Origin of the sequence: Modicisalibacter radicis (assembly GCF_900961225.1) — a bacterium.
In the GTDB taxonomy this organism is placed as follows: Bacteria; Pseudomonadota; Gammaproteobacteria; order Pseudomonadales; family Halomonadaceae; genus Modicisalibacter.
Window position 1 is genome coordinate 23,528 of sequence record NZ_CAAHFN010000064.1, and the last position, 19,483, is coordinate 43,010.

A 19,483-nucleotide genomic window follows, 5' to 3' on the forward strand; every position below is an offset into this window, starting at 1 on the left:
CGCTTGCCGGTGCCCGCCGAATCGCCGCTCGGTTCAGGAACCGCGAGTCGACTGCGGCAGTTCCGACACCAGGCGCAGTGACGCGGTCAGCTCGTCTAGCTGGTAGTGCGGGCGCAGGAAAGTGACGGCCTTGTAGGAGCCGGGCTTGCCGGGCACCTCGGCGACTTCCACGCGCGCCTCGCGCAGCGGGTACTTGGCCTTGGCTTCCTGGCCGGCGTTGTCGTCCAGCAGCACGTACTGCGAGAGCCATTCGTTGAGGTAGTCCTCGACGTTCTGGCGGGACGCGAAGCTGCCCACCTTGTCGCGCATGATCGCCTTCATGAAGTGGGCGATGCGCGAGGTGGCGAAGATGTACTGCAGCTGCGACGACAGCCGGGCGTTGGCATTGGCCACGTCGGTGTTGTACTGCTTCGGCAGCTGGGCCGACTGGGTGCCGAAGAAGGCGGCGTAGTCGGTGCCCTTGCAGTGCACCAGCGGGATGAAGCCGAGGTCCGACAGCTCCTTCTCGCGACGGTCGGTGATCGAGATCTCGGTGGGGCACTTGAGCGCCACTTCGCCGTCGTCGGTCTTGAAGGTGTGGGTCGGCAGGTCCTCGACCAGGCCGCCGCCCTCGACACCGCGGATGGCCACGCACCAGCCGTATTTGGCAAAGGCATCGGTGACGCGCGCGCCCATGGCGTAGGCGGCGTTCATCCACAGGTACTTGTGGTGGTCGCGGCCGTCGACGTTCTCGGTGAAGTTGAACTCCTCGACCGGCGTGGTCTCCTCGCCATAGGGCAGGCGGCCGAGCACGTGGGGCAGGGTGAGGCCGACGTAGCGGGCGTCCTCCGAGTTGCGGAAGGACTTCCACTTGGCGTATTCGACGGTGTCGAAGATCTTGGCCAGGTCCCGCGGGCCGGTCATGTCGGTGAAGGCGTCCCAGCCGAACAGCTCCGGCGAGGCCGAGGAGATGAAGGGCGCGTGGGCCGCGGCGGCGACATGCGAGACCTGTTCCAGCAGGTACATGTCCTGCGGATGGCGGCCGAACTCGTAGTCGCCGATCAGCATGCCGAAGGGGGCGCCGCCGAAGGTCCCGTACTCTTCCTCGTAGACCTTCTTGAACAGCGCGCTCTGGTCGAACTCGGAGGCCGACTTGAGATCCTTGACCAGGTCCTTCTTGGACGCGTTCAACATGTGGATCTTCAGGTTGGTGCCGGTCTCGGTCTGCTCGGTCAGGTACTTGAGCCCGCGCCAGGATGCCTCGAGCTGCTGGAACTCGCTGGCGTGCATGATCTCGTTCATCTGGTCGGAGAGCAGCGAGTCGATTTCGGCGATGCGCGAGTCGAGCACGGCGATAAGGTCCTTGCTCGGCGTGACTTCGCCCTCGAGCACCTGGTTGACCAGTTCGTCGATCAGGTCGCGGGTGCGGGTGCGCTCGGTTTCCGAGCGGGCCACACGGCTCTCGGAAATGATGCTGTCGAGCAGCGAAGTCTCGGGGGCGAAGACTTCCTGGGATTCGTTCTGCGACGGGTTATCGGTCTGATTCTCGGCCATGGAAGACTCCTGTTATTGCTTCTCGTCCTGAGGCTGGGCGGCGGCTTCGCGGCCGAGCTCCTCACCCAGTGCATTGAGCTTGTCGGTGTTCTGCAGAACGTCCATCAACAGCTCCTCGAGCTTGTCGTTGCCGCCCATCTTGTTGCGCAGGTCGGCCAGCTTGTTGCGCACCTCGAGCAGCTTGCGCAGAGGCTCGACCTGGCGTACCACCTCCTGCGGCTCGAAGTCCTCCATGCGCTTGAAGTTGAGTTCCACCGGCAGTTGCGAGCCGTCGTTGGCCAGGGTGTTGTCGACCCGGTAGCTCAGACGCGGCCTGACGCCTTTCATCACGCTGTCGAAGTTGTCGCGGTCGACGTGGACGAACTTGCGGTCCTTCAGGCGGGGCAGCGGCTCGAGCGGGTTGCCGGAGTAGTCGCCCATCACGCCGACCACGAACGGCAGCTCCTTCTTCTCGATACTGTCGCCGATCTCGACGTCGTAGGTGAGGTGCACGCGCGGTGCCCGCACGCGGGAGAGCTTGTGTTGAGTGCTTTCTTTCTTGGCCATTGAAGTCGTCCTTCCTCGGGATGGCGGGATCGTGGAGCAGCGAAACCCTGGCGAGCGGTCAGTGCGAGGGAGCGTCGCGGACCGCGGCGACCAGCCGTTCGCGAAGTTCGTCGCGCATCGCGCCGATCGCTTCCTCGGAGATCAGCTCCTCGAAGTTGCGGCTGCCGGAGATTTCGGTGCTGTGGCGGATGACACCGTCGTCGGGCAGCGTCGAGGTCACCGGCGAACTGATGACGCAGAAGGGCAGGTCGCCGAAGTCGTCCAGACACTGGAAGCTGATCGGGAAGCGCAGGCCCTTGAACAGGCGGCCCAGCCCGCCGGCGCGGCTGAAACAGTGGAACAGCATCAGGTAGTGGAGCACGAAACGGTGAAGTTCGGAGCCGCTGCGGTTGGGATCGGCGACCACCTGGCGGAACCGGCTCAGGTCGAACGAGGCGTATCCCACGACCCAGCGCACCGGGCTGGTGACGCGGACCATGCCGCCATCGCTCAACGCATGGTCGTACTCCAGCGGAAACAGTTCCGGCGTCGAGTTGATGATATTGAGCGGCACCTCGAGCTCGTTGAGCAGGTTGAAGGGGCGTTCGCCCGCATGCGCGTCGAACAGGGTGCGGAACTCCTTGAAGTGGTGCTGTGTCTCGCGGCCACTCCCGCGAGGCGCCCCCTGCAGATACTCCCCGAACAGCGGCTGAGGCCTTACCAGCGGCGCGAGCGTCGCCAGGTAATCCGCCGCCTGGGCCTTGAGCAGATCCGACACCACGCGCGTCTGCTTGCGTGAGCGGATGAATCCATCAACGTCGAATGACTGGGTCATGCTCGGTCCCTGATAAAAGCGGCAGCGTTGTCGGGTGAACCCGTGATTATCAACTGACGATTCGACTCGAGACGATAGCGGCCGTCTCGATGCCAAACAGTCGAGCGATATCGGCGGCTGAAGGATATCGTAACGAGACTTTACCAGATTCCGACGGCTTTCTCGTACAGAGATTTGCCATAGCCTTTGTAAGATATCTCTTACAAATTTCATGGCAAATCACCAATTGCACTTCGTGGCAACTTGTCGCTTAATCGTGCCGCCCCGCTTTACCGGTTTCGCCGCGCGGCGAAAGATCGGGCGTCAGGGGGCTCAGCGTCACCGTTTTGCCCGCGTCATCGACCATCGGGTTCCCTCGGGCGTCGAGTGGCTGCAGGCTTCCGCTCTCGAGCGGGGCGTAGACACGCGGGCTGCCGAGTTCGGGCTGGAGCACATAGAGTCGCCGACTGGGATCACTAACGTCTTGATGCCTGGACCAGTTTCCCCAGCTCGTGCTGACGCGCTCGCCGCCGGGCGCGTCGATTTTCACCTCGTGCAGGTAGAACCCTTCGGGGCTGCCGGTGACGGCGTTGCGCTGGATGACCAGGTCGGTGTCGATGCCGCGGCAGTCGACGCAGGGCACTACTCCCTGGAATCTCTCGCGGGTCTTGACGTAGTCGACCCGGGTGTCGGGGCCGCCCGCGCAGGCCGTCAAGAGCAGGCAGCCGAGGAGGGGAAGCGTTTTAAGGGATCGTGCTTTCATGTATAACCCCAAGCTTTTGGTGGACGTAAGCGAATGTTAAATTCGGCGCGATTATAGCGTTTAAATCGGTTAGGGTGTGCCCTGCATGAAACAATCCTGGGCATCACGGTTCGACGGTCGGTATTCGCGTACTTGCTTCGCGACTGGGTCGAAATGTGCCAGACAAATGACGAAAAGAGTTCGGCGATGACGATCTTCGTGCGCAATCTGGGAATTTTTCTTTTGACTTTGGCGCTCTGCGGCTGTGGCGTGGCCGATCGGGTGGGCGATCGTATCGACGACACCTGGGCCGGCGATCTCTTTGCCAACCCGGAGCGTGTGCGCGTCACCATCGACAGCGATGAATCGCTCAATCCGGACGCCGACGGAGAGCCGCTCTCGGTGGTGATCAGGATCTATCAGCTCACCGAGAAGCCGCCGTTCGCGACCGCCTCGCCGCGTCAACTGTGGCGCGACGGCGGCAGCGTGCTGGGCGACAGCCTGCTGTCGCGGCGCGAGCTGACACTATTGCCGGGCGAGCGCAAGGTCGATATCGCCGCGCTGGCTCCGAGCGCGCAGTTCGTCGGCGTCGCTGCCTTCTTTCGCAACACCGTCAGCGCCGACTGGCAGGTGCTCCTTGACGCCGAGGCGCTGAGAAACGACGGCTGGCTAAGCGCCTCGGACGGAGTGCAGCTGCATCTGGTCGACGACCGTATCGAAGTCGTGCGGGGCGAGGACCTGCTGGCCGAGTGATGGCGTCAGGGCCAGTGAGATCGCATTGCTCAGTGGGTCGCGGGCGCGAGCGACCGCGGAGCGTCATTGACATTCACAGAATCGGGACCGGACGTGAGTAGACACAATCGCATCATGTGGTCGGAGGGGATGTTCCTCCTGCCCCAGCACTTCCAGTACCAGGACGAGTTCCACCAGCGCCAGCTGGTCGAGGCGCGCCAGTCCCAGCATCCGTTTCAGTGGGGGGTGCAGCAGATCGCGTTCGACGAGGGGGCGCTCGAACAGGGCATGCTGCGCCTGACCCGGCTCAAGCTGGTGTTTCCCGACGGCACCTTGATGGACGCGCCACAACACGATCCGCTACCGCCGGCGCGCAGTCTCGACGAGCTGGTGGCGCGCAATGGCGAGGTGAAGATCCACGCCGCGCTGCGCACGCTCGAGCCCTGGTCGCCGAGCTATCTCGAGTCGGATGCACCGCGCCATGGCGGCCGCCGCTACGTGCAGCGATTCGAGACCCGGCCCGACCTCAACGAGGGGACGCTCGAAAACGAGCTGGGCACCCTCGAACTCAATGCCACGCTGCTGATGGAAGGCGATAGTCTCGACGGCTTCACCCACTGTCCGATCGCGCTGCTCAAGCGCAGCGCCGCGGGCGGCTTCAGTCTCGAGACCGCCCGTTTCATGCCGCCGGCGCTGCATATCGATGCCGTTTCGTTGCCTCACGATATCGCCAGTCGGCTGATCGGCATGCTGCAGGCCCGCAGCGAGGCGCTTTCCGGACGCCGCCGCGAACGCGCCGACCAGGTCGCGGAATTCGGCTCCAGCGACGTCACGCTGTTCTGGCTGCTCTACACCATCAACCGTGCTTATCCGCAGCTGGCCCATCTGCTGGCCCACCCGCAGTTGCATCCCGAAGCGCTCCATCGGTTCCTTGCCGAGCTCGCCGCCAGCCTGATGACGTTCTCGATGTCGCATCGGCTCGCGGACATTCCCGAATACGACCATCGCGAGCCGGCGGTGTCGTTGCTTGCCCTGGAAACGGTCGTGCGCGAGCTGCTCGAGATCGTGGTGCCCAACCAGTACGTTCCGATTCCGCTCGAGCAGACGCGCCCCTCCTACTACGTGGGACGTCTCAACGATACGCGCCTCAAGGACGCCGACTTCTACATCAGCGTGCATGCCGACATGCCCGGGGCACGCGTTCTCGAACTGGTGCCGCGCGCCTTCAAGGTGGGGTCGCCGGAGGATATCGAGGTGGTGGTCAACACCGCCATGCCCGGCGGCACGCTGACACATGCTTCGCGCCTGCCCAGCGCAATCCCGGTGCGTCTCGACAACCACTACTTTGCTCTCGAACCGCGCGGTGCCGTGTACGAACGGATGATGGAGGCGCAGGCCATTGCCTTCTACGTCCCCAGCGGCTTCAAGAGCCTCAGCATTGAATTGATGGCGGTGATGAAATGACCGAAACCCTTGCCCAACCTTCCGAGGCCACCGGACCGCGCACGCTCAAGACGCTATCGCGCGACTTCGTCGCCATGGTGCTTATGGTGCGCCGTGGCCAGCAGGCCGAGAGTGTCGAGCGCTTCCTGGAGCGTGTCGACCAGTGGCTGCGCGACTTCGAGGAGCAGGCGCGGGCGGAGAACTACGGTGCCGAGGCGGTCAAGGATGTGCAGTACGCGCTGTGTGCCTTCCTCGACGAAAGCGTGTTGAAGGGCGGGCGGGGCAACATCCGGGAGCATATCGAACTGCACCCATTCCAGTACCGCTACTTTGGCGTTCACCTGGCCGGTGAGGGGTTCTACGACCGCCTCGACAGCCTGCGCGGCGACGTGCGCGGCAACCTCGACGTGCTCGAGGTCTACCACCTGTGCCTGGCGCTGGGCTTCGAGGGCAAGTACAGCCTGGAGAACCGCGATCAGCTGCGCTATATCGCCAACACCCTGGGCCACGACATTGCCCGCTACCGCAAGCGCTCGGCCACTGACGGCGATGGCTGGAAACTGCCCGACCAGGTCGGTCAGCTGTTGCGTTACGAGATCCCGCTGTGGGTCTACCTGCTGATGATCGTGGGGGTCTGCCTGATCGTCTACGCCGGCTTGAGCTGGTGGCTGGGCAGCGAAACCGAGGCGCTGATAGAGCAGATCCGCCAACTGTTCACCCCCATCCCCTGACGAGTGAGCGACACGATGCGTTTTCTTCGATTCCTGCGCTTGCTGAAAGGGTTCTGGCCGCTTTCAATCGTGCTGTGGCTGGCGGGGCTCGCGCTCTGCGTGCTGGTCATGCCGCTGCTGGTCGCCGAGCGCGAGCCGATCTTCATTGCCATGGCGCTGGTCACCGCGCTGTGGCTGCTGGTGGTGGTGATGCGCCAGTACCATCGCATCCGCGCCGAGCGCACCATCGAGAACCTGGTCGAGCTCGAGATGCACCGCGAGGCCGCCGAGTCGGAACCCGGCGACTATCAGGTCCTGAGCGAGCGCCTCAAGCACGCCATGGCGATGCAGCGGGCGGCGCGTTCCGTCGATGGCGGCAAGGCCTCGCTCTACGAGCTGCCCTGGTATCTGGTCATCGGAATGGCGGCGTCGGGCAAGACGTCGCTGCTGACCCGCTCCTCGCTGTCGGCGACCATGGCCGGCGGTGGCAACCTCTCCGCCGTCAGCGGCACCCAGCATTGCGACTGGTACTTCAGTCGGGAGGCGGTGATGATCGATACCGCCGGACGCTATCTGGTCGAGGACCGCCCAGCCAGCGAGTTCGCCGACTTCCTCAAGACCCTGCGCAAGCAGCGCCGCAAGCCCGCCATCAACGGGCTGGTGCTGCTGGTCAGTCTTCCGGAGCTGCTCGAGCAGTCGCGCCAGGAGGCCCATGCGCTGGCCGAGCGGCTGGTGTCGCGGGTCGCCGAGTATCGTCGCTGCCTGGGCGTCAACCCGCCGGTCTATCTGTTTTTCAGCAAGACCGACCTGCTGCCCGGATTCACCCGCGCCTTCGAGACGCTGGATGCCAGCGAGCGCCAGCGTCCCTGGGGGTTGACCTTCTCGCTCGACGAATTGCACAAACAGGGCGTGATCCATGCCTTTCAGAAGCGCTTTCCGGGGCTGGTGACGGCGCTTCGCGAGCGCGTCGACCGGCGGGTAGTTGAAGAGGGTGGCGACGCCGACAGCGAACTGTTGCGCTTCCCCGACTATTTCGCCGAGCTGTTCGGCGTGCTGAGCGACTTCCTCGAGCAGTTCGACACGCACCGCAACGCCGGCCAGGGGCCCATCCTGCGTGGTTGCTATTTTACCAGCGCGTTGCAGGGCGGTCCCTCGCTGCCGGCGCTGCTCGACGAGCGAACCCGTGCCGAGTTCGCGCTCGCCGCCGAGCCCGCCCATGCAACATCCGCTGGCACGAGCGGGGAGAAAAGCTACTTCATCACCGACACCTTCCGCGAGGTGATATTCCCCGACCGCAACCTCGGACGCTATTACTCGCAGCAGGGCGAGCGCCGTTCCCTGCCGGGGTTCATGATCGGCACCGTCGGTGTGCTCGGGTTGGCCGCGATCGCCGCCCAGAGCTGGTCGGCCCACAACAACAAGCAATGGCTCGAGCGGATCGAGGCCGAGGTCGACGGGGTCGCGACGGATACTGGCGGTCGTCTCGATGCCAGGGCGCGCCGCGAGCTGCTCGACGACCTCGAGGAACAGTTGTCGGCGATCGAACGCCACCGCGACGCGGGCGTGCCGCTGGAACTCGACCTCGGGCTGTATCGGGGCGCTGCGCTGCACGGGCCGCTCGAGCAGGCCTGGGCGACGCTGATGCGCCGCGATGTGCTGGAGCCGTTGCAGCGTCGCCTGGCGCGGCAGTTGCATTCGTTGGAAGACTTTTCCGAGCGGGCCGAGGGCATCGATACCGTCGGGCGGGGCGATACGGCGGTTGACGATGCCCCGGCGCGCGACGCCGATGCCCGGACGGCGGCCGCCGAGCGTGGCGAGGCGATCGGGCACGATGCGCTGGATCGCATGCAGGAACGCTCGACCTCGCGACCGACACTCGGCAGCGTGCCCACCAGCGCCTCGGAGTTGAGCGGCCGCGCGCGCAGCGAGCTGAGTTCGCGCACCACCGACAGTGCCCGTGATGCCTGGTATTCCGCGCGCAGCAATGCCGAAACGTCCCTCGAGGAGGGCTTGCGCGATCGCACGCGCCGTCTGGGGAGCGAGCTCGGTGACGGTGACGATGAGGGCGCCTCGACATCGCTGCTTTCCGGCGAGCAGGGACCATCCCTGTCCGAGGAGATGCTGACCCGGCTTAGCCAGGCGGATGTCGAACGACTGATCGAGAGTTACTCCTCGCTCAAGCTGTATTTGATCCTCACCGATCCCGCCGCGCACCGGGACCAGGGCGATTTCGTCGCCTCGGCCCTGCCGCGGCTGTGGTCGGAGCATGCCGAACGCCAGGGTCTGTCGATCCCGGGCGACAGCATCATGAAAAACGCCGCGCTCTATGTGCACTTCCTGCAGCAGGGTCGCGCGCCGGAGCTGCCCCGCGACGAAACCCTGGTCGCCGAGAGTCGCGAGAGGCTCAACGCCTTTTTGATCGACAGCAGCCTGGTCGACCGGGAGTACCTGCGCTACCAGCTCGAGGTCGAGGAGCGCTTTGATCCGTTGACGCTGTCGAGGATGGCGCCCGAGATGCCCGGGCGACTGCTCTACGCCAGTCGCGCGGTGCCGGCGTTCTATACCCGCCAGGTGTGGGACGAGTACCTGCGCCCGGCGATCATCGAGACCGTGTCCGGCGATCTGCAGCGCGAGTCCGACTGGGTGCTGGACGACGAGGACGCGGACGATGCCGTGCAGTCCAAGGCACGCTTCGTCAGCCAGTTGATGGCGCGCTACAAGCGTGATTACGCCATCGCCTGGGTGCGTTTCCTCGACAACACCCATGTCGCCAATTTCGACACCCTCGACCAGGCCAGCCAACGTCTCGCCGAGCTCAGTGACCTGCAGGGTTCGCCGCTGCGGCGGGTCCTGGAAGCGGTCGAGGCGAATACCGGGTGGGACGATCCCCAGGCGAGGGACGGTGGCGATGGCGCCGACGGCAAGGCCCAGGATCAGAGTTTCTGGGGGCGCGTCATGAGCGTGTTCGACCCCGGCCAGGACGGCGCCCCCTCGGTCGATCCGGCGTCCCTGCCGCGTATCAACGACGGTGCCTTGACGCGTCACTTCCGTCCGGTGGCCCGGATGCTCTCCGCCGATGATGCCACCGGCAGCGACGACTCGATCCTGAACCAGTATCTGCTCGATCTGCGCCAGCTGAAGGTGCGCGTGGACAATGTGCGTAGCGCCCAGGACGTTGGTCGCAGCAGCAAGGCGCTGATCATGGCCACGCTCTCCGGGCGGCCGACCGAGATCACTGCGCTGCGCAATTTCGTCGCCTCTCGCGTGGACACTTCCCGCGCCCCGTTGGTGCAGGCGCTGGAGCCGCTGTTCCGCGTACCGGTGGAAGATACCTGGACGGCACTCAATGGCCCGGCCCGTCGTCAGATCAACGTGGCCTGGGGCGACAAGGTCGTTACGCCGTGGGACCGGATGATCGCCGGGCGTTACCCGGTCAGCGACTCGGTCAACGAGGCCTCGGTGCGAGATCTGGAACACTTCATCGATCCGGACCAGGGCGTGCTCTCGTCGTTCCGTCGCGAAGAGATCGGTGACCTGGCCGGGTCGAGTAGCGGCCAGCGCTCGCCCATGGTCGACCCTCGGCTGCTTGCCAGCATCGATGACGCCACGGCGCTGGGCCGTGTGATCGACAGTCTGTCGGATCTGCACAACGGCTTCGAGGTGCAGATGAATCCGACCGCCGGGCTGACCGACATCATCCTGACCATCGACGGTCAGCGCCTGCACTATCGCAACAACACCCAATCCTGGGAGCGCATGACGTGGCCGGGGGATGGCGAGTCGTTCGGCGCGCGGATGGACATCATCAACCGCGACGGCCAGCGTCACACGGTCTTCGACTATCCGAACCGCTGGGGATTCCTGCGCATGATCGAAAGCGCGCATATCGCGCCGATCGACAGCGCGCGGCAGCGTTTCAGCTGGCATACCTGGATGGGCACGGTGAGTTTCGACGTGCGCAACTTCGGTGGCGTGAAAGTATCCGATCTGCAGCGCATCAAGTCGCTTCGGATACCCGAGGTGGGCAGATGACGAGCGGGGAGTCGGCATGATCGGCTGCTTTGGCAAGATTCCCGCCGAGGCGGATTTCGTGGGGGTGAATGCCGCCGGCGCGGTGATTCAGGAGCTCGACCAGTGGTTGCAGAGCGCATTGCTCAGGTTCCTCGATCACGAGGACTGGAAGTGCCGTTTCGACGCCCTGCCGGTCTGCTTCTTCAATTATCACGCCCGCGACGGCAGCGACGTGATGGGCGCGATGATCAGCTCGGAGGACGCCTCGGGGCGGCGTTACCCGTTCTTCATCTTCCAGATGCTCAAGGCGGCAGGTCGACCGGCGGTATTGCCCTGCATCAACACACTGGGAGAGATCTTCGCCGGTCAGGCGCGGGAGATTCTCACCGACGCGGTGTACGGGGCATCGCCCATCGATCCGGTCGCGGCCCTCGGCGAGCTGCGCGTCCTGAACGAGCAGGATCTCGCGCTGTATCAGCGGATCCATGCGCGTTTCCTGCAGGACTACAGCTACCAGGACGTCGCCAAGGCCCTTGAGTCGGGCTGGCCGGAGTTCGTCAGCGGGGCCTGCCTGCATCGGCTGTACTACGCCCTGGAGCGCTGGAATGCGGGAAGTACTCAAGCGGTGATGCTGCCGCTGCCGGCGGAGCGCGGGTTGAAAAGGCCGGTGGCGGATCTCTGGCAGCGGTGGCTGGGCAGCGCCTGCGCCGGCGGCACGCCGGTCATGAGCCTGTTGATCGACGACTTCATGCGGCCGCGACTGCTGCTGATGCCGGTCTGGCAGAGCGCCGAGCAGTTCTTCGAGGTGCTGTCCGATCCCGACGACCGACGGCTGTGTATCGACGTGCTGTCGCCGTTCGCCGCTGACGAGCCGCATCCGGGCACCTTGCCGCTGCCGGATGTGCGGTTGAGTCTGGCCGATTTCATGGTCCGTTTTCCGCGCGGCGGCGCGCCATTGATTGAATGAATTCGAGCAGGTCGTACCGATGAAACGTTTCAGATTCGCCTACCTGAAGTACCTTTTCTTCAAGTACCAGCCCTATGTGCTGGGGCTTCTCTTCTTTGCGGCCATCTTCCTGGTCTGGTGGGGCGGCGTGGCACTCGGCTTCTCGTCGCTGGCCAGTCTGCTGGCCGGCATGGTGCTGTTCCTGCTGGTCTCGGCGTTCTACGTGCTGCTGCTCTATCGCGGCGTGGGACAGAAGCGCAATCTTGAGCACCTGTTGATCGAGGACGCCGATGCCGCCGTGCTCGAGGCGAGCCCGCAGGACCGCGAGGAGATCGGTCTCTTGCGCGAACGCCTGCTGAAGACGATCGAGCGGCTCAAGCACAGCGGTGACGGGGAGGGCAGGCGTGGGCGCGATGCGCTCTATGCCTTGCCGTGGTACATGATCGTGGGCCAGCCCGCGGCGGGCAAGAGCACCATGGTGTACCAGTCCGGCCTCAACTTTCCCTTCGCCGAGCGCGAGAACGCGCGGGTGGCCGGCATGGGCGGAACGCGCCATTGCGACTGGTTCTTCAGTTCGGACGCCATCCTGCTGGATACCGCCGGGCGCTACATGAGCAGCGAGGAGGAAGCCGGCAAATGGAAAGGCTTTCTCTCGCTTCTCAAGCAGCATCGTCGGCGCTGCCCGCTCAATGGCCTGATCGTCGCGGTCAACATCAGCGATGTAGTCCAGGCCAGCGACAGTGAGCGCGGCAATCTGGCGCGTCGGCTGCGCGAGCGTATCCAGGAGGCACGCGATCATCTCGAGGCGCGTCTACCGATCTATCTGGTCTTCACCAAGTGCGACCTGATCGAAGGTTTCACGACCTTTTTCGAGCGTCTCGATCCCCAGCATCGCAGCGATGTGCTTGGCCACACCTTCCCGCACCAGCAGCCCGATGACGTCGACTGGGGGCAGCGGTTCGACGCCGCCCTGGACGCTATCTGCCGTCACTGGCTGGCGGTCGGCGACGACGAGATCGTGCATGGCGACATCGCCGACCCCCGGCGCGATGCCGCGGCATTCCGCTTTCCCCTGGAACTGGCGGCGATGCGTGGCTCATTGAGGCACTTCGTCGAGGCGCTGACCAACGCCAATCCCTATCAGAGTGCGCCGCTGCTGCGTGGCTTCTATTTCGTCAGCGCGCTCCAGGAAGGTGACGTCATCGAAGGGGAGCACGCCAATCGCGTCGGCCGTCACTTCGCCCTGGCCAGGCCCGAATCCCTGGTGGCGGAACGCGTCAATCATCCCTTCTTCATCGCCAACCTGTTCCGTCAGGTCATCGTCGCCGATCAGCACCTGGCCGGGCTCTATGCGGGCGATAGCCGCGGGCGGCGGCGCAAGCTGCGCTGGACCCTGGTGGCCGGCGTGGCAGGCATGGCGATGTGCGCGCTCTGGATCACCTCGGCGGTGCGCAATCACGGCGAGATAGCGACGTTTTCCCAGGCACTGAACGAGGCCCACGCCCAGGACGTCGAAAGCACCGGGCAATATGCCCGGTGGGCGAGTCTGGATACGCTGCGCGAGTGGGGCAGCCATTACTACCAGCGGCGGCACGGCGCTGGCGTGCCCTGGTCGATGGGCTGGGGCCTCTATCAGGGCGAGGCGATCGAGCCGGTGGTCCGCGAACGCTACTTCTCATGGCTCCAGCCCGTGATGCTCGATCCGGTCGAGCGCAACCTCACCCGGTCGCTGTTCGCGCTGACCACGATCGGCGTCTATCGGCGCAGCAGCGAAGAGTTGCATCCGGTCGACGGCCCCGAAACCGTGGCGCCCTATGCCCGTCCCAAGGACAACAGCGCCGAGTCGTTGGCCAAGTTCGGCCGCACGACCCTCGATACCTATCTGATGCTGTCCGATTTCCCGCGCGGGGAGATCGACTCGGGCGAACTGCGTGCCCGGCTGCCCGCGTTCTGGTATCCCGCCATCCAGCGCCGCACCGCGACCCGGATCGACGAACGACAGGCGGACTATGACTACGCCGGTCGCCAGATCGACTTCTACAGCCGGCAGATAAGCGAGCCGGACGTACCGCGCATCGCATCCAACGCCTTCCTGATATCGAGCAGTCGCAACTACATCGATGGCCTGCTCGAGCAGACCCTGACCAGCACCGAAACCATCGTGCTGGAATCGGACACCCTGTTCGCCTTCGGGCGTGGCGACTACGCGGGCTTGCAGAAGGCGGGGCAGGAGACGCTGGACGAGCTAGCCGAGCGCTTGCTCAACACCCAGGATCTCGGGCAGATCCTGATCACCGGGCATGCCGACCCCATCGGCAATGAAGCGCACAACCGGCAACTGTCGCTGCAGCGCGCCATGACCGTTCGCCAGTATCTGGTCGGCAAGGGGGTGCCCGCCGGGCTGATAGAGGCCAAGGGCGTGGGCAGCGAGCGGCCGCTGGTGTCCTGCGACCGCAGTCAGCCCAGGGCGCGGCTGATCGAGTGTCTGGCGCCGAATCGCCGGGTCGAGATCGAGGTCAGGAAGCAACAATGAGTCACGGGGCGTACGCCGGGGCAGCCAGGCACTGCGTGGGCGGTGGAGTACTCTCGACGCTTCTGGATGGATTTTTCCCGGAGCAGGCTTTAGGAGAAATAGGTAATTCCTTGTAGGAGATTTGCCATGGTTGATGTCAGTGATTTCGGAAATTTGCCGGCAGGCTTGCGGAGTCAACCCGGATGGGTTTCGATTGTCATTCCCCATGGGCATGTTCTCAATGGCCAATGAAATCATTTTGTTAAATGGCTATTTCGATTCATTTTCGCTGCCATGAGCGGCGAGCGAAGGGTGACGTTGAGTCACGAATTGCGGGTTGATGCCACCCTGGCACCGATTCGCGAAGGCGGCTTTTTCCAGCTAGAAACCAGGAGAATCAAGTAAAATGGCATTCGATGCATATCTCAAGATCGACGGTATTCCCGGCGAGAGCCTCGATGACAAGCACCCGGACTGGATCGAGCTGAAAAGCTTCGACTTCGGTGCCAGCCAGGCGACGTCGGCCACCGCAAGCTCCTCAGGCGGCGCCTCTGCCGAGCGCGTCAACCTGAGCGAATTCCGCATCCAGAAATTCGTCGACAAGGCTTCCGCCAAGTTGTTCGAATCCTGCTGCAAGGGCCAGCACATCAAGGAAGTGGTACTGCATGTCAACCGCGCCGGTGGTGACAAGGTGCGCTACCTGGAAATCAAGCTGGAAGAAGTGATCGTGTCGTCCACCGAGATGGAAGGCACCTCCACGGCCACCGGCTTCGAGCAGAGCGAAAACGAAGATAGCCACGATCTACCGTACGAGACCGTCAAGTTCAACTACGCGCGGATCAAGATCACCTACACCCAGCAGAAGCGTTCCGATGGCCAGGGTGGCGGCAACGTCGCGGGCGGCTGGGACCGCACGCGCAACAAGGTTTACGCCTAAGTCGCGTCGCCGTTCTCGCGAGCGGTTCAACGACACGTCCACCGGCCACCGCTGCGGCCGGTGGACGTGTCGTCCCTCGTTTGGCGTACATGAGCGTTGGTTGACCCAGGCAGGTCATGTCGCTCGCCGAGTGATATTGCCTTCTCTGCGTGAATCAATGCCGCCGCTGGCCGGACAACGCCGAAGTCCGCCGTGGCCCGGAATGAGCATGAGGTCGAAGACATGGATCAACTCGGCGAACTCTCTATCGATGCGCTTCTCGAGCCCATCGAAGGCGGTAGCCATGGCGCTGGTGGCGAAGATCTGGCCTTCTCATTGCTGTTCGACGAGATCAAGGAAGCACGCCGGGCCGACCCCACCTATCTGCCCCAGGGGGAGTGGCAGGCCGAGCTCAAGCAGTCCGACTGGGGGCAGGTCGTCAACCTGTCCGGCAAGGCGCTGGCCGAGCAGAGCAAGGATCTGCAACTGGCGGGCTGGCTTTGCGAGGGGCTCGCGCATCGACATGGCTTCGACGGTATCCGCTTCGGTCTGACATTTACGGCGCGGTTGCTCGACGAGTACTGGTCGTCGCTGTACCCCGAGTTCGACGAAGAGGATCTCGAAGAGCGTGCGGCGCGTCTGAGCTGGCTGGGCAACGCCTTGATCGACGTGGTGAGGAGCCTGCCGCTGGTCGATGGCGAGGCGTATGGCCTGGCGGACTATGACGAATCCCGCCAGGTCGAGAACCAGGCCCGCAGCGATCCCGATGCCATGGAGCATGCCCTGGCCGAGGGCAAGATCAACGACGAGATCTTCCAGCGTTCGGTGGTGCTGAGCAGCACTGCGTTCCTCCAGGAGCGCCATGCCAGCATTGCCGCTTCCCTGGTGGCGCTGGCGCAACTGGAAGAAGTCGGCGACCGACGGTTCGGCCGGGAGGCCCCGAGTTTTGCCTCGCTCGAGAAGGTGTTGGTCCAATGCCGCGACCTCACTGAAAGACTGTTGCGTGAGCGCGGTGCCGGCATCGCGACCTCGGAAGCGCAAGAAGCCGCCGCCCCGGCGCCTACCGAAGCCCAGGCCCGGGTCGAACCCCGTTTCGACATGCCGCCTTCGGCCCAGCCCGCCGGCGAGCTGCGCACCAAGCCGAACAGTCGTGACGAAGCCTTCGAGATGCTCAACGGCGTCGCTCGCTACTTCAAGGAGCGCGAACCTCACAGCCCGGTGCCGTATCTGATCGAGCGTGCCGTGAAATGGGGACGCATGCCGCTGGAAGAGTGGCTCAAGGACGTGATCAAGGACCACGGCGTGATCGACAACATTCGCGACACCCTGGGTACGCAGTCCAGGGATGACGATTACTGACCATGTCTCGTGCCTCGATTTTCGATCTCCTTCATCAGCGCCAATCCGTTGCCGCGCCGGTCGAGGAAACCGCCGCGGCCCGCAATGACTATGACCCGGATCGGTTACGCCTGGTCGACGCTGTGGCGCTGACCGCATCGGGCTTCGTCAGCGCGGGCGTGATGCCGGACGAGCAGGCGCCAGGGCTCTCTTCCACGCTTTGTGACCCGGATGGCTTTCCGCTGCTGGTGCACCAGATCGGCGATGTGATGCCCGTCAGCGAGCCGCGTCTGGGGCGGTTCGAGGCCAAGGCGCCACGCCTGCACACGCTGGTGCAGGCCATCGTGGTGGAGGCGCTGATGATGCTCGAGGCGCTGCCCGAAGACACCGGGTTCGATGTCGTGTTGACGGCACCGCTCAAGTCGCCTGAGGCGGTCGGCATCGTCGCCGAGCAGCTGCGCGCCGCCATCGTCGAAACGCAGTACGCCTCGGTGCTGGGCGAGATTCGGCACACCGTCCATGGCGACGACCCACACTCCACGCTGGCGGTCGGGGACGGCAGCGGGATGCCACACGTGCTGTGGATCAGTGCCGACTCGCTGCTCAATGAAGAGGATGTCGGCGCCTTGGACCATCGTGGTGTGTTGGGGCGTTCCTCCCGGGGCGCAGGCCTGTATCCCGGTGAAGCGGTCGCCGCGCTGTTGGTGCAACGCCTGCTGCCGGAAGACCTGGCCTTCGACGATGGCTGGCGCATCGACAAGGGGATTGTCGTCGAACACCAGGCTCGTTCGAGCCGTCGGGATCATGCCAGGCGCCAGGCAATGCTCGAATTGTTGGCGGATGCCTGGCCGCCGCCTTCCACTTCCCCGCAGGGGATCGAGAGCAGCGTGCCGTCAGGCATCGTCATCGATGCCATGGGATTGCCCGGCAGGGCGGTGGAAGTCGGCAGTGCGCTGGTCGAGCGCTGGCCGGAGATCGATATGATCGAGGAGGGTATCGGCGTCGATCAGTTCTGTGGTTGGCCGGGGGAGGCGCTGACGGCGCTGATGATGGCGCTGGCGATTGCACCGTTAGCCTCGACGGAAAGCGCGCTGGTTCTGGGGCTGGAAGCCGAGACGCGCTCGAGGGTATGGGCGCTGCGTTCCTGCGCGGCCGAGGCCGCGCAGCCGGGCGATCACTCGTGACCGCTGTCGCCGTTGTGGGACGAAATCAAGGTGGCTCCGCAGGCTGTCTTATGGCCATGCAGCGCAACCGGCTTGCCGTTGATCTTCATGGTCGGGTGGCCTTCGACGATGGGGGTGGTACTGCCGTGGCCATCCTTCGGACAGGTGACCTTGTCACCCACGCAGGCGACGGGTTTGCCGTCGATCAGGTAGCTGCTCTGCGCGGTGATGACCTTGCCGCCGTGGCTGGTGGCGTCACCGAGTACAACGATGCCTTTCATCGATCCGGGCTTCCTGGCAAGAAGTGATGGAACAAGCCCGGTCAAGCGGGCTCAGTAGCGAGCGTTAATTTAGCCATCGACACCGCGACGGTACAAGCGTGCGATGAGCGATGGCAGCGAGGCGATATGGCAGAAACAGTTTTCGACAATGGATTCGACACCGGCATCGACCTGTCGCAGTCGCAGCGTCTGCTGACCCTCGAGATCGCCGGGGCGCGGCTGGTGCCCCACCGGCTGGTGGGCGAGGAGCGCGTCAGCGCGCCGTTCACCTACACCCTGGACTGCATCTCGCAGCAGAACGATCTCGAGCTCAAGACGCTGCTGGCCCAGCCGGCCCGGCTGGCGATCCTGCAGGCCGACGGCCGCTACCGTCGCCTGCACGGGCTGGTCTCCGAGGCGGCGCTGCTGGGCGAGGATGGCGGGGTCACCTACTACCAGCTCACCCTGGTGCCGTGGCTCAAGATGCTCGAACTGGGCCGCGACAGCCGGATCTTCCAGGACCGCTCGGTGGTCGATGTGCTCACCGCCGTGTTCGACGGTCATGAACTGGCCAGGGGCCGCTACCGCTTCGACCTGCGTCGCGACTACCCCGCGCGCAGCTACTGCGTGCAGTATCGCGAGAGCGACCTGAACTTCATCAGCCGCCTCTGCGAGGAAGAGGGTCTCTGGTGGTACGCCGAGTTTGCCGGTGAAGACGATGACTTCGACGGCCACCGCATCGTCTTCACCGACGACGTCGACACCTGCCAGCCGGTCTCGCCCCAGGCGATCCGCTTCCACCGCCAGGACGCCACCGAGCGCGAGGATGCGCTGACCCGCTGGGGCGGCGTGCGCACCCAGCAACCCACCCGGGTCAGCGTCGGCACCTTCGACTACAAGCAGCCCTCGCTCACCAAGCACACCGGGCTGGATACGCTCAGCGACCAGGGCAACCTGCCGGAAACCGAGGTCTACGACTACGCCGGCGAGTACTACTACCACGGCTTCGAGCGCGGCGAGCGCCTCACCGAGAACCGCCTCGAGGCCCACGAGTCCCTGGCCAAGCGCTTTCGCGGCAGCGGCGGCGCCCGCCAGCTCCAGGCCGGGCGCTGGTTCGAACTCAGCCAGCACCCGCTGCACGACACCGGTGGCGAAGAAGAACGCCAGTTCCTGCTGCTGGGCGTCACCGTCCACGCCGAGAACGCGCTGCCGGTCTCGGCCCAGCTCCAGGCGCTACCCGGCAGCCTGCAGCCCCGGCTCGACGCCGCCAAGAAGGCGCACGGTCTCGAGGCAGAAACGGCCGATCCCACCGGTGAACGCCTTGCGGGCCGTCTCAAGGACTATGCCACCGGCGGCACCGGCCACTTTCTGGTCGATCTCGAGGCCCAGCGTCGCAGCCAGCCCTATCGCCACCCGCTGGTCCATCAGCGTCCGGTGATCGGCGGGCCCCAGACCGCCACCGTGGTCGGCCCTGCCAATGAGGAGATCCACACCGATCACCTCAACCGCGTCCGCGTCCAGTTCCACTGGGACCGTCAGGGGCAGAGCGACGAGAATTCCAGCGTCTGGCTGCGGGTCTCCCAGCCCAACGCCGGCGCCGGCTGGGGCGGCGTGTTCGTGCCGCGTATCGGTCAGGAAGTCCTCGTCGACTTCCTCGAGGGTGACGCCGACCGCCCGCTGATCACCGGCCGGGTCTACAACGGCGAGCAGACCCCCGACTGGCACAGCCACGGCCTGCTCTCCGGGTTCAAGAGCAAGACCTATCGCGGCAGCAAGTACAACGAACTCGTCTTCGACGACGCCACCGACCAGGAGCGGGTGCGTCTCAACTCCGAAGC

Annotated in this window: 15 protein-coding genes; 10 read left to right on the forward strand and 5 right to left on the reverse strand. The window is 64.7% G+C overall.

Features of this window, described 5'->3' with window-relative positions; genetic code table 11:
- Positions 1–33 precede the first annotated feature (33 nt).
- The 4 genes from tssC to HR9077_RS10505 all read right to left on the reverse strand — a co-directional run bounded on the left by tssC (position 34) and on the right by HR9077_RS10505 (position 3,635).
- Positions 34–1,533 carry a type VI secretion system contractile sheath large subunit gene (gene tssC / locus HR9077_RS10490; protein WP_136066950.1) on the reverse strand — a complete coding sequence of 500 codons (1,500 nt, stop codon included), beginning with the start codon at positions 1,531–1,533 and terminating at the stop codon, positions 34–36.
- Positions 1,534–1,545: 12 nt separating this feature from the next.
- Entirely contained in the window at positions 1,546–2,079 is a 534-nt protein-coding gene (gene tssB, locus HR9077_RS10495) for a type VI secretion system contractile sheath small subunit (RefSeq protein WP_136066951.1), read from the reverse strand.
- Positions 2,080–2,137: 58 nt separating this feature from the next.
- The gene (locus tag HR9077_RS10500; RefSeq protein ID WP_136066952.1) at positions 2,138–2,893 is read right to left on the reverse strand and encodes a hypothetical protein; all 756 of its coding nucleotides are present in this window, start codon (positions 2,891–2,893) and stop codon (positions 2,138–2,140) included.
- A gap of 250 nt (positions 2,894–3,143) precedes the next feature.
- A complete protein-coding gene (locus HR9077_RS10505; protein ID WP_136066953.1) occupies positions 3,144–3,635 on the reverse strand; it encodes a copper resistance protein NlpE N-terminal domain-containing protein in 492 nt (163 codons plus the stop codon).
- Positions 3,636–3,821: 186 nt separating this feature from the next.
- Between HR9077_RS10505 and tssJ the strand changes: the two genes are divergently transcribed.
- The 9 genes from tssJ (at position 3,822) to HR9077_RS10550 (ending at position 17,406) form a co-directional block, all read left to right on the forward strand.
- Positions 3,822–4,367, forward strand: a complete 546-nt coding sequence (tssJ, locus tag HR9077_RS10510; protein ID WP_136066954.1) for a type VI secretion system lipoprotein TssJ — start codon at positions 3,822–3,824, stop codon at positions 4,365–4,367.
- Positions 4,368–4,460: 93 nt separating this feature from the next.
- Positions 4,461–5,810 carry a type VI secretion system baseplate subunit TssK gene (gene tssK, locus HR9077_RS10515; RefSeq protein WP_136066955.1) on the forward strand — a complete coding sequence of 450 codons (1,350 nt, stop codon included), beginning with the start codon at positions 4,461–4,463 and terminating at the stop codon, positions 5,808–5,810.
- Complete coding sequence (icmH, locus tag HR9077_RS10520) at positions 5,807–6,520, forward strand: type IVB secretion system protein IcmH/DotU (protein ID WP_136066956.1); 714 nt, start codon at positions 5,807–5,809, stop codon at positions 6,518–6,520. The genes tssK and icmH overlap by 4 nt, the downstream gene beginning before the upstream one ends.
- Before the next feature lie 15 nt (positions 6,521–6,535).
- Positions 6,536–10,531: a type VI secretion protein IcmF/TssM N-terminal domain-containing protein gene (locus tag HR9077_RS10525; RefSeq protein ID WP_136066957.1), complete on the forward strand. Its 3,996-nt coding sequence runs from the start codon at positions 6,536–6,538 to the stop codon at positions 10,529–10,531.
- 16 nt (positions 10,532–10,547) lie between these two features.
- Positions 10,548–11,477, forward strand: coding sequence for a type VI secretion system-associated protein TagF (tagF, locus tag HR9077_RS10530; RefSeq protein ID WP_136066958.1), 930 nt, complete (start codon positions 10,548–10,550; stop codon positions 11,475–11,477).
- A 19-nt stretch (positions 11,478–11,496) separates the two neighbouring features.
- Positions 11,497–13,989 carry a type VI secretion system membrane subunit TssM gene (gene tssM / locus HR9077_RS10535; RefSeq protein WP_136066959.1) on the forward strand — a complete coding sequence of 831 codons (2,493 nt, stop codon included), beginning with the start codon at positions 11,497–11,499 and terminating at the stop codon, positions 13,987–13,989.
- 385 nt (positions 13,990–14,374) lie between these two features.
- Positions 14,375–14,905, forward strand: coding sequence for an Hcp family type VI secretion system effector (locus HR9077_RS10540; protein WP_136066960.1), 531 nt, complete (start codon positions 14,375–14,377; stop codon positions 14,903–14,905).
- A 222-nt stretch (positions 14,906–15,127) separates the two neighbouring features.
- Positions 15,128–16,243 carry a type VI secretion system protein TssA gene (gene tssA, locus HR9077_RS10545; RefSeq protein ID WP_136066961.1) on the forward strand — a complete coding sequence of 372 codons (1,116 nt, stop codon included), beginning with the start codon at positions 15,128–15,130 and terminating at the stop codon, positions 16,241–16,243.
- A gap of 2 nt (positions 16,244–16,245) precedes the next feature.
- Positions 16,246–17,406: a hypothetical protein gene (locus HR9077_RS10550; RefSeq protein WP_136066962.1), complete on the forward strand. Its 1,161-nt coding sequence runs from the start codon at positions 16,246–16,248 to the stop codon at positions 17,404–17,406.
- On the opposite strand, the gene HR9077_RS10555 is transcribed toward HR9077_RS10550, so the two are convergent.
- The gene (locus HR9077_RS10555) at positions 17,397–17,666 is read right to left on the reverse strand and encodes a PAAR domain-containing protein (RefSeq protein WP_136066963.1); all 270 of its coding nucleotides are present in this window, start codon (positions 17,664–17,666) and stop codon (positions 17,397–17,399) included. The genes HR9077_RS10550 and HR9077_RS10555 overlap by 10 nt on opposite strands.
- Positions 17,667–17,792: 126 nt before the next feature.
- Between HR9077_RS10555 and HR9077_RS10560 the strand changes: the two genes are divergently transcribed.
- A partial coding sequence (locus HR9077_RS10560) for a type VI secretion system Vgr family protein (protein ID WP_136066964.1) occupies positions 17,793–19,483 on the forward strand: 1,691 nt, incomplete at its 3' end.

What these genes read in the sequence shown, in the direction of transcription:
- HR9077_RS10555 (WP_136066963.1), bottom strand. Translation starts at nt 17,666, where the DNA reads ATGAAAGGCATCGTTGTACTCGGTGACGCCACCAGCCACGGCGGCAAG.
- tagF (WP_136066958.1), top strand. Translation starts at nt 10,548, where the DNA reads ATGATCGGCTGCTTTGGCAAGATTCCCGCCGAGGCGGATTTCGTGGGG.
- tssM (WP_136066959.1), top strand. Translation starts at nt 11,497, where the DNA reads ATGAAACGTTTCAGATTCGCCTACCTGAAGTACCTTTTCTTCAAGTAC.
- tssB (WP_136066951.1), bottom strand. Translation starts at nt 2,079, where the DNA reads ATGGCCAAGAAAGAAAGCACTCAACACAAGCTCTCCCGCGTGCGGGCA.
- HR9077_RS10505 (WP_136066953.1), bottom strand. Translation starts at nt 3,635, where the DNA reads ATGAAAGCACGATCCCTTAAAACGCTTCCCCTCCTCGGCTGCCTGCTC.
- HR9077_RS10525 (WP_136066957.1), top strand. Translation starts at nt 6,536, where the DNA reads ATGCGTTTTCTTCGATTCCTGCGCTTGCTGAAAGGGTTCTGGCCGCTT.
- HR9077_RS10550 (WP_136066962.1), top strand. Translation starts at nt 16,246, where the DNA reads ATGTCTCGTGCCTCGATTTTCGATCTCCTTCATCAGCGCCAATCCGTT.
- HR9077_RS10500 (WP_136066952.1), bottom strand. Translation starts at nt 2,893, where the DNA reads ATGACCCAGTCATTCGACGTTGATGGATTCATCCGCTCACGCAAGCAG.
- tssJ (WP_136066954.1), top strand. Translation starts at nt 3,822, where the DNA reads ATGACGATCTTCGTGCGCAATCTGGGAATTTTTCTTTTGACTTTGGCG.
- tssC (WP_136066950.1), bottom strand. Translation starts at nt 1,533, where the DNA reads ATGGCCGAGAATCAGACCGATAACCCGTCGCAGAACGAATCCCAGGAA.
- HR9077_RS10540 (WP_136066960.1), top strand. Translation starts at nt 14,375, where the DNA reads ATGGCATTCGATGCATATCTCAAGATCGACGGTATTCCCGGCGAGAGC.
- tssA (WP_136066961.1), top strand. Translation starts at nt 15,128, where the DNA reads ATGGATCAACTCGGCGAACTCTCTATCGATGCGCTTCTCGAGCCCATC.
- icmH (WP_136066956.1), top strand. Translation starts at nt 5,807, where the DNA reads ATGACCGAAACCCTTGCCCAACCTTCCGAGGCCACCGGACCGCGCACG.